The sequence below is a fragment of the Brevirhabdus sp. genome, assembly GCF_052826345.1.
The window spans coordinates 1-11,832 of record NZ_JBRBUA010000064.1; the positions used below are offsets into that span (position 1 = coordinate 1).

The following is an 11,832-nucleotide window of genomic DNA, read 5'->3' on the forward strand; positions in this document are numbered from 1 at the left end:
GAAAAGGCGACGCAGTTCATCGTGAACCACCCCGACGAAAGCTTTGAGATCTTTTCCGCCACCGCGCCGGAATTGCAGGATGAGCTGAACAAGCGCGCCTGGGCCGACACGATCACCCGTTTCGCGCTGCGCCCGGCCGCCATGGATCAGGGCCGCTACGCCCGGTTCGAGGCCTTCCTGCTGGACGCGGGGCTGGTGCCCTCGGCCAATCCGGTCAGCGACATCGCCGTGGACGTGACCGCGCAATGACGCAGGGCGCGGATTATGGCGCCAGCTTCGCCTCGTGGCGGGCTGGCGCGGGTGAGGTCTGGCGGGATTATACCCGCCATGCCTTCGTGCGCGATCTGGGCACGGGCACCCTGCCCCGCGCGTCCTTTCTGCATTATCTGATCCAGGATTACGTCTACCTCGTACATTTTTCCCGCGCCTGGGCGCTGGCGGTGGTCAAATCCGCGACGCTTGACGAAATGCAGGCCTGCGCGGCAACCGTCGATGCGCTGGTGAACCGCGAAATGTCGCTGCACGTCACCACTTGCGCCGCGGAAGGCATCACCGAACAGGCACTGTTCGATGCTGCCGAAGAAGACGAGAACCTCGCCTATACCCGCTATGTGATGGATGCGGGGCTGTCAGGCGATTTCCTGGATCTGATGGCCGCGCTGGCGCCCTGCGTCATGGGCTACGGCGAAATCGGCCTGTGGCTGAAGGACACCGCCCACCCCGCCACCCCCTACGGCGACTGGATCGCCACCTATGCCTCCGACGACTATCAGACCGTCTGCAGGAACGTGGGCGCGCTGATCGACGCGGCCGTCGCCCGCAGGCTGGGCGGCGATCCTCAGTCGGTGCCGCGCTGGCAGACGCTGCAAACCCGGTTCAGCAAGGCCACCGCGCTGGAGGTCGGATTCTGGAACATGGGCCTGCGCGGCGGGGCGGAACCGGCGCAGCGATGATGCAGCCACCCGCCATCCGGCTGGAGGGCCGCCACGACATCGACGGCACCCGCCTGTTCGGCCCGCTGGCCATCGACCTGCCCGCCGCGCGCTGGAGCTGCCTGCTGGGGCCGTCGGGGGTGGGCAAATCCACCGTGCTGCGGCTGATCCTGGGGCTGGACACCGGGGGCACCTTTGCGGGGGCGATCACCGCCTCGGACGGCGCGCCGCTGGCGGACCGGGTCAGCTATATGGCACAGTCCGATCTGCTGCTGCCCTGGCTGTCGGTGCGCGAGAACATCCTGCTGGGCGCGCGGCTGCGCGGCCAGCGCCCCGATGCCGCACGCGCCGCGGATCTGCTGGGCAGGATCGGGCTGACGGACCAGGCCGCGCGCAAACCGTCCGAGCTGTCGGGCGGGATGCGTCAGCGCGTGGCGCTGGCCCGCACCCTGATGGAGGATCGCCCCGTCGTCATGCTGGATGAGCCGTTTTCCGCGCTGGACGCGGGCAAGCGCGCCGACATGCAGGAACTGGCGGCAGAGCTGCTGGTCGGGCGCACCGTGCTGATGGTCACCCACGACCCCGCCGAGGCCAGCCGACTGGGCCATCAGATCCTGGTGATGTCGCGCGATGAGGTGATCCGCTGGCAAACCCCAGACAGCCCGCCGATCCGCCCGATAGGCGACACGCAGACCTCGGCCTGCGAAGCCGCGCTTCTGGCACATCTGAGAAGGGCCGCGGCATGAAACTGTTCGACACGCTCGTGACCATCGCGCTCGGGCTGCTGATCTGGCAGGGCGTCGTCTGGGCGACGCAGGTGCCGCATTTCATCCTGCCCTCGCCGCTGCGGGTGGCCGATGCGGCCTGGGTCAATCGCCTATCGATCTGGAACAACGCGCTTGTCACCGTGTCCGAGGTGCTGCTGGGTCTGCTGATCGGCACCCTGCTGGGGGCGATCACCGCGATCGGGCTGGCGCTGTCGCCGCTCGCACGCCGCATGTTCATGCCCGCGCTGGTCTTCACCCAGGCGATCCCGGTCTTTGCGCTGGCGCCACTGCTGACGCTTTGGCTGGGCTATGGCATCGTGTCCAAGATCGCGATGGCGGTGCTGATCATCTACTTTCCCGTCACCTCGGCCTTTCTGGACGGGATCATGCGGGTGCCGCAGGGGTTTCTGGACCTCGCCCGCACGATGCGCGCGACACCCGTGCAGGTCATGCTGCGCATCCGCATTCCCGCCGCGCTGCCCGCGCTGGGATCGGGGCTGCGGCTGGCGGCGGTCTATGCGCCGATCGGGGCGGTGATCGGCGAATGGGTCGGGGCCTCCAAGGGGTTGGGCTATCTGATGCTGCTGGCCAACGGGCGCGCCAAGATCGACCTGATGTTCGCAAGCCTCTTCGTGCTGGCGGTGTTCACCGTGCTGCTGCACTGGTCGGTGGGTCGCCTGGCCAATTGGCTGGACCGGCTGGCACGGCCCGACGCAGCCTGAGCTGCGCGCTGGCGCACATTGACCGCACGCCGCCGCCGCCCCAGATCCAATGAAAGCCAGCAGGAGCGCCGCGCATGAAATTTTCCATCCTCGATCTGGCCCCCGTTCCCGAGGGAGCAGAAACCGCGACCGCCATTGCGAATTCCGTCGATCTGGCGCAGCATGCGGAAAACTGGGGCTATCATCGCTATTGGCTGGCCGAACACCATGCCATGCCCGGGATCGCCAGCGCGGCGACATCCGTGCTGATCGGCCATATCGCGGGCGCCACGCGGCGCATCCGGGTCGGCGCAGGCGGCATCATGCTGCCCAATCACGCGCCGCTGACCATCGCCGAGCAGTTCGGCACCCTGGCCACCATCTATCCCGACCGCATCGATCTGGGCCTTGGCCGCGCGCCGGGCGGCGACATGGCGGTGGCGCGCGCGCTGCGCCGGTCGCTCGACTCCGGCGACGGCTTTCCCGCCGACGTGCAGGAGCTGATCGGCTATTTCGGCGCGCCGCGCCCCGACGCCGCCGTGCGCGCCCACCCCGGCGAGGGCACGAACGTGCCGGTCTGGATTCTGGGCTCGTCGCTTTACGGCGCGCAGCTGGCGGCGCATTTCGGCCTGCCCTACGCCTTTGCCTCGCATTTCGCGCCCGCGGCCCTGGATCAGGCGGTCGAGGTCTATCGCCGCGATTTCAAACCCTCGCCGCATCTGGACCGGCCCCGGTTCATGCTGGCCGCCAACGTCTTCGCCGCCGACAGCCACGCCGAGGCGATGCGCCTGCGCACCACGATGCAGCTGGCCTTCGCGCGGTTGCGCATGGGCCGCCCCGGCAAGCTGCCGCGCCCGGTGGATGACATCGACGCCGAAATCGGCCCGGCGTATCGCGCGGGCGTGGATGAGGCGCTGCGCATCTCCGCCGTCGGCACGGCCGCGCAGGTGCAGCGCGACCTCGCCGCGCTGATCGCGCGCCACGCCCCGGACGAGCTGATCCTGACCGGCCAGATCCACGATCACGCCGCGCGCCTGCGCTCCTTCGAGATCGCGGCAGAGGTCTGCGCGGATCTGCGCGCCGCCGCCTGATCGCCCTTCCCGCGGAGCTTGCCGCTTGTGGAAGGGCGCAGGGGGCTGCTAGCCTTTGCCCGTAACCAGTTTGTCGTGTGGCACATGCCCCCTTTTCGTCGTTTTCCCATCCTTCTTGTGATGCTTTGGCTGTCGGCGCTGCCCGCCGCGGCGCAAGGCAGCGCGACCGCGCCCGGAAATTCGGCGCGCCCGCTGGCGCGGCCCGCCGATCTGAAACCACCCGCGGCGCGGCTTCAGACGCCGGAACAGCGCTGCACCGGGGATGGCGCGCTGTGCATCACGCTCGACAGCTATATCCCCGATGTCTGCCGCACGATCGAGACGGTGGCCGCGCAGAACAAGCTCGACCCGCATTTCCTGACCCGGCTGGTCTGGAAGGAAAGCCTGTTCGACCCCGGCGCGGTCAGCCCGGCGGGCGCGCTGGGGATCGCCCAATTCATGCCGGGCACGGCGCTGCTGCGCGGGCTGGACGATCCGTTCAACCCCGCCAAGGCGCTCTCGGCCTCGGCCAAATATCTGGCGGAGCTGAGCGCGCTTTACGGCAATCTGGGTCTTGCGGCGGCGGCCTATAACGCGGGCGAGAAACGCGTGGCGAGCTTTATCGCGGGCGAGCGTCAGCTGCCGCGTGAAACCCGCGACTATGTGCGCGCGATCACCGGGCGGTCCGGGCTGGACTGGCGCGATGCGCCGCCCAAGACGGTGGATCTGACGCTGGATGCCAAGCTGTCGTTCCACGACGCCTGCGTCAGCCGCGCCGCCAAACGCAGCCTGCGCGAATTCAAGACCGCAGCCCCGCTTGTCGCCCCGCCCCCCGTGGCGCGCTGGGGAGTGATCGTCTCGGCCAATCCCAAACGCGCCGTGGCCGAGGAGGCCTTTGCCCGCCAGCGCAGGCGCGTAGGCTCGGTCCTGACGGGGCGCAGCCCCACGATCACACGCAAATCCATCCCCGGCACCGCGCGGCGCAGCTATACCGCGCAGGTCGGCTATGACACCCGCGCACAAGCGGAGGCGTTCTGCAACAAGCTGCGCCGCGCGGGCGGCAGCTGCATGGTGCTGAAGAACTGAAGCGCTATGCGGCCTACGCGGGGGCGCGCCCCCGTACCCCCGGAGTATTTGCGCCAAGAAGAAGCCTCACCCCCGGAGGAGCCTGCCCGATCACTCGGCCGCGCGGCGCGCCCGCTGCAACACGGCCTGTCGTTGCCGTTCGCGGAACCGCGTGCGGTCCCGTTCGTCGTATTCATCGACGCAGGCCGCGCATTGCACGCCGTCTTCCCAATACGGGTGGGCGCGGTCATCCGGACCGGCGGGGCGTCCGCAGGCGTGGCAGAGCGTGTAGTCGCCCTGCACCACCCCGTGACGAACCGAAACGCGTTTGTCGAAGACGTAGCAATCGCCACGCCAGAGGCTGGTCGGCTCGGGCACGTCCTCGAGATACCTGAGGATGCCGCCATCGAGGTGAAACACCTCCTCCACCCCCTGGCCGCGCAGGTAGCTGGTGGATTTTTCGCAACGGATGCCGCCGGTGCAGAACATGGCGATACGCTTGCCCGCGAAACGTTCGGCGTTTTCCGCCCACCAGTCGGGGAATTCGCCGAAGCTGCGGGTGCCGGGGTTTATCGCCCCTTTGAAACTGCCCAGCGCGACCTCGTAGTCGTTGCGGGTATCGATGACCACGACATCCTCGGCCGAGATCAGCGCGTTCCATTCGGCGGGCGGGACATAGTGGCCCACGGCGGCGGTCGGGTCCACGTCGGGCTGGTGCATCGTGACGATTTCGCGCTTCAGCCGAACCTTCATCCGGTTGAAGGGCAGCTCGGCGGCGTGACTTTCCTTAACGTCAAGCCGCGCGCAGCCGGGCAGCCCCCGAATATGCGCGAGCACCTGCGCGATACCGGCGCGCGATCCCGCGATGGTGCCGTTGATCCCCTCAGGCGCCAGCAGGATCGACCCGCGCACGCCCGCATCGTCGCAAACCCGCCGCAGCGGGTCGCGCAGCGCTTCGGGATCGTCGAAGCGGGCAAAGCGGTAAAGGGCGGCAACGGTGAACATGCGCGCGATTTAAGCCCGCCGCGCGCGCGGGGCAAGACCCCGTCGCGGTTGACTCGGGCGATCCCGCGCGCATAGCTCTGGCCCGCGGCTCGACCGGATCGAAAGGACATGCCATGCGCCCAGACAACGAAGCCCTGATCGTGATCGACGTACAGAATGATTTCTGCCCCGGCGGCGCGCTGGCGGTGGCCGATGGCGCGGCGGTGGTGGCGCCGGTCAATGACATGCTCGACGACTTCGCCGTGCGGGTGCTGACCCAGGACTGGCATCCGGCGGCGCATTCATCCTTTGCCTCGCGCCATCCCGGCAAGACGCCCTTCGAGGTGATCGAGATGCCCTATGGCCCGCAGGTGCTCTGGCCCGATCACTGCGTGCAGGCCACGGGCGGCGCCGCACTGCACCCCGATCTGCGCGTGGACCGGGCCGACATGATCCTGCGCAAGGGATTCCGCGCCGCGATCGACAGCTATTCCGCGTTCTTCGAGAACGACCACACCACCCCCACGGGGCTGGAGGGGTATCTGCGCAGCCGTGGCGTCGACCGGGTGACGCTGGTGGGGCTCGCCACGGATTTCTGTGTGCATTATTCTGCTCTGGATGCGGCGCGGCTGGGGTTCGGCACCACCGTCCATCTGCCCGCCTGCCGTGCCATCGACCTCGACGGATCGCTTGATCACGCCCACGCCGCGATGCAGGCTGCGGGTGTGGTACTGAGGGAATAGCGCACGTGGATATCGCCAGCCGGGTCTACAATCACAAATGGAAGATCGACCCGATCATCCGGTCGCTGATCGACACCGATTTCTACAAGCTGCTGATGTGCCAGTCGGTGTTTCGCAACAAGCCCGACACGCAGGTCACATTCTCGCTGATCAACCGCACGAAGTCGATCCGGCTGGCCGACCTGGTGGATGAGGGGGAGCTGCGCGAACAGCTCGACCACATCCGGTCGCTGTCGCTGAGCCGCGGCGAATCCACCTGGCTGCGCGGCAATACCTTCTACGGCAAGCGTCAGATGTTCCGCCCCGATTTCATGGAATGGTTCGAGGGGCTGCGCCTGCCCGCCTATCACCTGGAAAAGCGCGACGGCCAGTTCGAGCTGACGTTCGAGGGCCGCTGGCCCGAGGTCATGTTGTGGGAGATTCCCGCGCTTGCCGTGCTGATGGAGCTGCGCTCGCGCGCGGTGCTCAAGGACATGGGCAAGTTCGAGCTTCAGGTGCTCTATGCCCGCGCGATGACCAAGCTGTGGGAAAAGGTCGAAGGGCTGCGCGCCGTGCCCGATCTGCGGCTGGCCGATTTCGGCACCCGCAGGCGCCATTCCTTCCTGTGGCAGGACTGGTGCGTCCAGGCCATGCTGGAGGGGCTGGGCGAGAAATTCGTGGGCACCTCGAACTGCCTGATCGCCATGCGCCGCGAGGTGGAGGCCATCGGCACCAACGCGCATGAGCTGCCGATGGTCTATTCCGCCCTGGCCGAAACCGATGCCCAGCTGCGCCAGGCCCCCTATGAGGTTCTCGCCGACTGGCATGAGGAACACGACGGCAACCTGCGCATCATTCTGCCCGATACCTACGGCACGCAGGAATTTCTGGCCGGCGCACCCGACTGGCTGGCAGGCTGGACCGGCATCCGCATCGACAGCGGCGACCCGGCGGAAGGCGCGGAAACCGCGATCGCCTGGTGGAAAAGCCGCGGCGAGGACCCGCGCGGCAAGCTGGTGATCTTCTCCGACGGGCTCGACGTGGACAGGATCGAACAGTTGCAACGCCAGTTCTCCGGCCGGGTGCGCGTCTCCTTCGGCTGGGGCACGCTGCTGACCAACGACTTCCGCGGGCTGGTGCCGAACGACGGGCTCGCCCCTTTCAGCCTGGTCTGCAAGGCCGTCTGCGCCAATGGCCGCCCCACCGTCAAGCTCAGCGACAATCCCCTCAAGGCGATGGGCCCCGCCGATGAAATCGCGCGCTACGCCCGCGTCTTCCGGCTCGGGGCGCAGCAGGAATACGAGGTGCTGGTCTGAGCCGGCTTCTTCTGGTCGAAAATATCCTCGCCGAAGGCCCGCGCGCGGCAGGCCGAGAGCGCAGGCGCGGATCGCTCAGGCGCCGTCACCCGCCAGGAACCGCTCAGCCGCCAGCCGCGCACGGGCCAGGTAGGGCCCTGCCCCAGGGTCGTCGGCGGCCATGCGCGGCATGGTCCAGCCCAGTGACGCGCAGGCGCGCAGGGCCGCGAACAGCGGCAGCAGGGTCAGGTCGCGCGCGCTCAGCGGCCGCAGGGACGCATACCCCGCCACCAGCGCCCCGCGCAGATCGTCGTAGTCGGGATCGCCGAGGCTCTGGCTGACGGCGACCGCCAGATCGTAAAGGCGATACCCGTAGCCGCTGTCGTCATAATCGATCAGCACCAGTCCCCGCGCGGTGCGAAACACGTTCTCGCGCAGGGCGTCGGCGTGGATCAGGCCGCAGTCGAGGTAGGGGTGGGCGGCCAGCACCTCGTCCGCCCGTGCCCGCGCCCGCGCAAGCAGACCGCGTTCCGCCGCCGTCAGGGCGGGATGATCCCAGAACCGCCCCCACGCCGGATCGGGGCCGACCAGCGCGGCACGGTCCCAGGGCGGCCGGGTGAAGTCCTCGGGCAAGCTCATCGCATCGGTTGCGGAATGCACTTGCGCCAGAGCCCGCCCCAGCGCGTGAAAGATGTCGCGCCGCTGGTCGGCCGTCCCGCTGAGCGGGGTGTCCCCCGCGCCGATCGGCGCGCCGTCGATCCAGGCGATGACGGTGGCCAGCTGCGCGCCGCCGACGGTCACGACCAGGCTGCCGTCGCGCGCGGGCAAGGGGCGCGGCGCGGGCACGCCCGCCTCGGCCAGCGCGGCGCACCATTGCAACTCGGACCGGATCTCCGCCCTGTTGCGATACCCCGGGCGGTGCAGGCGCAGCACGCAGCGCGTGCCGTCGCGCAACCCTGCCTCGAAGACCGCGTTCTCGCGCTGATTGATCAGCCGCAGCGTGTCGGGCGCGCCGTCCCAGGCGCTGAACGCCTCGCGCGCCAGGGCCGGGACGCTCATGCAGGCATCGCCGCCAGCGCGTCCTCCAGCGTGTCGATCGCCTGATCCGCGTGGGCGCGCGAAAAGCTCATCGGCGGGCGCATTTTCAGCACGTTGTTGTGTCGCCCGACGCGGTTCAGCAGCACGCCGCGGCGGCGCATCTCCTCGACCAGGGCGGCGGTGAAATCGCCGGCGGGGGCGCCGTCTGGCTCGCGGAATTCCGCCCCGAAGAACAGCCCGTATCCCCGCGCCTGCACCATCCGGGGATGCTCCAGCGCGCGCAGACGGTCGAGCGCATGGGCCCCGACGAGGCGGGCATTCTCGACCAGCCCCTCGTCCTCGATCACCTGCATCGTCGCCATTGCGGCGGCGCAGCTGACGGGGTTGCCGCCGAAGGTGTTGAAATAGCCGAACGCCTCGCGGAAGGCGGCCATCACATCGCGGCGCGTGACCACCGCCGCGACCGGATGCCCGTTCGCCATGGGCTTGCCCAGCGTGACCACATCGGGGGCGAAACCCAGCAGATCATGCCCCCACCAGCATTGTCCGTTGCGCCCGAACCCCGGCTGCACCTCATCGCACAGCACCAGCCCGCCCGCCGCGCGGACCGCGTCGACCGTCGGGTCCAGAAAACCGGGGGCAAGCTCGGGGAACCCCTCGTTCGCGAAGGTCGGGCACAGCATGAAACCGGCAAAGCCGTGGCCTGCGCGCTCCAGCTCACCGATCGCGCGCGCGACATTGTCCGCGAAGGTCTGCGGCTGCGCGGCGGCGCTGCCGCCCAGCGGATCGACACTGTCGGGCGCGGGCACCAGCCGGATGTGATCGGGGTAGCCGCCGATCGGCGGGCGCCGCGTCGACAGCTGGCTGACCGCGGCGGTGTTGCCGTGATAGGTGTTGTCGGTGGCGATGACCCCGCGCTTGCCGGTCACGGCCTGCGCCATGCGCAGCGCGATGTCGTTGGCCTCCGAGCCGGTGCAGACCATGATGACCTGCGCCAGATCGTGATCGAATTTCGCCACCAGCCGTTCGATGTAATCCAGAATACCGTCGTGCAGATAGCGGGTGTGCGTGTTCAGCGTGGCGGCCTGGCGCGCGATGGCATCGACCACCGCGGGATGGCAATGCCCGACATGCGGCACGTTGTTGTAGCAATCCAGATAGCGGCGGCCCGCGGCATCCCACAGCCACACATCCTGCCCGCGCACGATATGCACCGGCTCTTCGTAGAAGGTCGGCACATTCGGCCCCATCAGGCGGTGCCGCTTTTCAAGAAGGGTCTCGCTCATTCGCCCCGTGTAACCTTGCCGCGCAGGCTCTTCAACTCGGCCGTGCGCGCCTTGGCGGCAAGCCTGCGCTTTTTCGAGCCGAGCGTCGGCTTGGTGGGGATGCGCCGCTTGGGCTTTTCGGTCGCGCGACGTATCAGATCGATCAGGCGTTCGCGTGCGATGTCGCGGTTGCGTGCCTGGGTTCGGGTATCCTCGACATGGATCAGCAGCGCGCCTTCCTGGGTCCAGCGCCGCCCCGCCAGCCGTTTCAGCCGCGCCTTGACGGCCTGCGGCAGATTGGGGCTGCGCGCGGCTTCGAACCGCAGATCGACGGCGGTGGAGACCTTGTTGACGTTCTGCCCGCCGGGCCCCGAGGCGCGCGAAAAGCTTTCGGTGATCTCCCACTCTTCCAGCGCGATGGTGTCGGTGATCCGCAACACCGCCTCAGCGCCCGCGCCGACCCAGCAGCCGACGCAGGGCGGCGACCACGTCGGCCTCGCGCACCGGCTTGTCCAGCACCGGCGCCGAAGTGAACTCCAGCGTGATATTCTGCCAGTCGCTGTGTCCGGTGGTGAACAGGAACGGGATCTTGCGCTCGAACAATTCCGCGGCCACATCGCGCGTCGTGTGCTTGCCCAGCTGGACATCGAGCACCGCCGCGTCCAGCCCGTCACCCACCGCCGCCAGCGCCAGCTCACCGACCGCGAAGGGGCCGACGACCTCTGCGCCCTCGTCCCTGAGCGTCATCTCCAGCGACATGGCGATCAGCGCCTCATCCTCGACGATCATGATGCGCTTGCCCTTCAGATCGGCCTGTTCGCGGGCGACCGGCGCGGGGCTTTCGGGGGGCGTGGCCTGCTCGGCGTCGGCGGCTGTGATCTCGATCCGGGCGCGTAGCCCTTCGGGTGGGTATTCGATCGAAATGCTGCCTGCCCCGCTGAGCACCGAGGAAAACAGCGTCGTGCCGAACCCGGTCCTGCGCGGCGCCTGAACCGGCGGGCCGCCGGATTCGTGCCAGTCGATGACGATGATGCCGTCCGACTCCGGCACCACGTGCAGATCGATGCCGATCGTTCCGGTCTCATTGGACAGCGCGCCGTGTTTCACCGCGTTCGTCACCAGCTCATGCATGATCAGCGACACGGTTTCCGCGTTGCGCCCCTCGACCGCGGCCCGCAGCGAACCGTTGATCGAGAACCGCTCGCGGCCGCCGACATGGGGCAACAGTTCCCCTTCGATCAGGGCGACCAGCGGGATCGCCGTGCCGGCGTAATTGGCAAAGATGTCATGGGTGCGCGCCAGGGCGGCCAGCCGCCCCAGATAGGCCGCTTCAAGCTGCGCGACGGTATCTGCCTTTTTCGCGGACAGGCGCATGATGGATTGCAGCACCCCCAGCATGTTGCGCACCCGGTGGTTGAGCTCGGCCGTCATCAGGCGCAGCCGGGCCTCGGTCCGTTTGGTGTCGGTGATATCGATGACATAGCCGACCAGTTCCACGATCCGACCGTCCGCGTCGATGTCGGGTTTTCCGCTGACGCGGATCCAGCGCTCCTGCCCGTCGAGCCGCCTGATGCGGCAGTCGAACTGCCACGGCGCGCCACTGTCGAGCGCTTCGGTATATTCCCTTTCCACCCGGTCCCGGTCGGCGGGCACGACATGGCCCAGAAACTGCGTCAACGTCCATTCGGACAGGTGCTCGGCATAGCCGAACAGCCGGTCGTGCTGAAGATTGCGCCAGGCCTGTCCGCTTACCGTGTTCAGCTTCCATACACCGATGTCGCCGACGGCCAGAGCGGCGTTCAAATGGTCGGGATCATCGTCGCGGATCTGCATACTTCGTCTTCTAACAATCGGCAAAACAGTGTTCAACAGTACGACGGGCGATGCAAGGCGCCGAGCGAAGATCGCGGCCTTTTGCACGGCCCCGACCAAGCGGCCCTGCCGCGCACGACATCGGCAGGCGGCGGGGATGGCACTCTGCGCACATGGGTAA

12 protein-coding genes and 1 pseudogene are annotated in these 11,832 nt (G+C 68.2%); 8 read left to right on the top strand and 5 right to left on the bottom strand.

Features of this window, described 5'->3' with window-relative positions; genetic code table 11:
• The 6 genes and pseudogenes from ACU0BR_RS08165 to ACU0BR_RS08190 form a co-directional block, all read left to right on the top strand.
• Window positions 1–249, top strand: a pseudogene (locus ACU0BR_RS08165) (ABC transporter substrate-binding protein); the annotation flags it as partial.
• Complete coding sequence (tenA, locus tag ACU0BR_RS08170; protein ID WP_446156359.1) at window positions 246–953, top strand: thiaminase II; 708 nt, start codon at window positions 246–248, stop codon at window positions 951–953. The pseudogene ACU0BR_RS08165 and the gene tenA, both read left to right, overlap by 4 nt.
• On the top strand, window positions 950–1,678 hold the full coding sequence (locus ACU0BR_RS08175) for an ABC transporter ATP-binding protein (protein ID WP_446156360.1): 729 nt from the start codon (window positions 950–952) through the stop codon (window positions 1,676–1,678). The genes tenA and ACU0BR_RS08175 overlap by 4 nt, the downstream gene beginning before the upstream one ends.
• A complete protein-coding gene (locus tag ACU0BR_RS08180) occupies window positions 1,675–2,421 on the top strand; it encodes an ABC transporter permease (protein ID WP_446156361.1) in 747 nt (248 codons plus the stop codon). Before ACU0BR_RS08175 ends, ACU0BR_RS08180 begins: the two co-directional genes overlap by 4 nt.
• A gap of 74 nt (window positions 2,422–2,495) precedes the next feature.
• Window positions 2,496–3,491 (top strand): LLM class flavin-dependent oxidoreductase, encoded by a 996-nt coding sequence (locus ACU0BR_RS08185; protein WP_446156362.1) that lies wholly within the window; start codon window positions 2,496–2,498, stop codon window positions 3,489–3,491.
• 120 nt (window positions 3,492–3,611) lie between these two features.
• Window positions 3,612–4,556, top strand: a complete 945-nt coding sequence (locus tag ACU0BR_RS08190; RefSeq protein WP_446156363.1) for a lytic transglycosylase domain-containing protein — start codon at window positions 3,612–3,614, stop codon at window positions 4,554–4,556.
• A gap of 90 nt (window positions 4,557–4,646) precedes the next feature.
• Here the strand turns inward: ACU0BR_RS08190 and trhO are convergent, their stop codons facing one another.
• On the bottom strand, window positions 4,647–5,540 hold the full coding sequence (trhO, locus tag ACU0BR_RS08195; RefSeq protein ID WP_446156364.1) for an oxygen-dependent tRNA uridine(34) hydroxylase TrhO: 894 nt from the start codon (window positions 5,538–5,540) through the stop codon (window positions 4,647–4,649).
• A 113-nt stretch (window positions 5,541–5,653) separates the two neighbouring features.
• On the opposite strand from trhO, the gene pncA reads away from it, so the two are divergent.
• Together pncA and pncB are read left to right on the top strand one after the other, a co-directional pair.
• Window positions 5,654–6,262, top strand: a complete 609-nt coding sequence (pncA, locus tag ACU0BR_RS08200) for a bifunctional nicotinamidase/pyrazinamidase (protein ID WP_446156365.1) — start codon at window positions 5,654–5,656, stop codon at window positions 6,260–6,262.
• A 5-nt stretch (window positions 6,263–6,267) separates the two neighbouring features.
• Window positions 6,268–7,557: a nicotinate phosphoribosyltransferase gene (gene pncB / locus ACU0BR_RS08205; RefSeq protein WP_446156366.1), complete on the top strand. Its 1,290-nt coding sequence runs from the start codon at window positions 6,268–6,270 to the stop codon at window positions 7,555–7,557.
• A 75-nt stretch (window positions 7,558–7,632) separates the two neighbouring features.
• Here pncB and ACU0BR_RS08210 read toward each other — a convergent pair whose 3' ends face one another.
• From ACU0BR_RS08210 to ACU0BR_RS08225, 4 genes are read right to left on the bottom strand one after another with little or no spacing between them, the layout of a single operon-like run.
• Window positions 7,633–8,595, bottom strand: coding sequence for a phosphotransferase enzyme family protein (locus ACU0BR_RS08210; RefSeq protein WP_446156367.1), 963 nt, complete (start codon window positions 8,593–8,595; stop codon window positions 7,633–7,635).
• A complete protein-coding gene (locus tag ACU0BR_RS08215; protein WP_446156368.1) occupies window positions 8,592–9,860 on the bottom strand; it encodes an aspartate aminotransferase family protein in 1,269 nt (422 codons plus the stop codon). The genes ACU0BR_RS08210 and ACU0BR_RS08215 overlap by 4 nt, the downstream gene beginning before the upstream one ends.
• Complete coding sequence (arfB, locus tag ACU0BR_RS08220; RefSeq protein ID WP_446156369.1) at window positions 9,857–10,279, bottom strand: alternative ribosome rescue aminoacyl-tRNA hydrolase ArfB; 423 nt, start codon at window positions 10,277–10,279, stop codon at window positions 9,857–9,859. The genes ACU0BR_RS08215 and arfB overlap by 4 nt, the downstream gene beginning before the upstream one ends.
• A gap of 4 nt (window positions 10,280–10,283) precedes the next feature.
• Complete coding sequence (locus ACU0BR_RS08225; RefSeq protein WP_446156370.1) at window positions 10,284–11,672, bottom strand: HWE histidine kinase domain-containing protein; 1,389 nt, start codon at window positions 11,670–11,672, stop codon at window positions 10,284–10,286.
• Window positions 11,673–11,832: the final 160 nt, after the last annotated feature.

Excerpts from the sequence above, each read along its gene's own strand:
- ACU0BR_RS08215 (WP_446156368.1), bottom strand. The coding sequence starts at position 9,860 with ATGAGCGAGACCCTTCTTGAAAAGCGGCACCGCCTGATGGGGCCGAAT.
- ACU0BR_RS08190 (WP_446156363.1), top strand. The coding sequence starts at position 3,612 with ATGCTTTGGCTGTCGGCGCTGCCCGCCGCGGCGCAAGGCAGCGCGACC.
- tenA (WP_446156359.1), top strand. The coding sequence starts at position 246 with ATGACGCAGGGCGCGGATTATGGCGCCAGCTTCGCCTCGTGGCGGGCT.
- ACU0BR_RS08180 (WP_446156361.1), top strand. The coding sequence starts at position 1,675 with ATGAAACTGTTCGACACGCTCGTGACCATCGCGCTCGGGCTGCTGATC.
- ACU0BR_RS08185 (WP_446156362.1), top strand. The coding sequence starts at position 2,496 with ATGAAATTTTCCATCCTCGATCTGGCCCCCGTTCCCGAGGGAGCAGAA.
- pncA (WP_446156365.1), top strand. The coding sequence starts at position 5,654 with ATGCGCCCAGACAACGAAGCCCTGATCGTGATCGACGTACAGAATGAT.
- ACU0BR_RS08175 (WP_446156360.1), top strand. The coding sequence starts at position 950 with ATGATGCAGCCACCCGCCATCCGGCTGGAGGGCCGCCACGACATCGAC.
- ACU0BR_RS08210 (WP_446156367.1), bottom strand. The coding sequence starts at position 8,595 with ATGAGCGTCCCGGCCCTGGCGCGCGAGGCGTTCAGCGCCTGGGACGGC.
- ACU0BR_RS08225 (WP_446156370.1), bottom strand. The coding sequence starts at position 11,672 with ATGCAGATCCGCGACGATGATCCCGACCATTTGAACGCCGCTCTGGCC.
- trhO (WP_446156364.1), bottom strand. The coding sequence starts at position 5,540 with ATGTTCACCGTTGCCGCCCTTTACCGCTTTGCCCGCTTCGACGATCCC.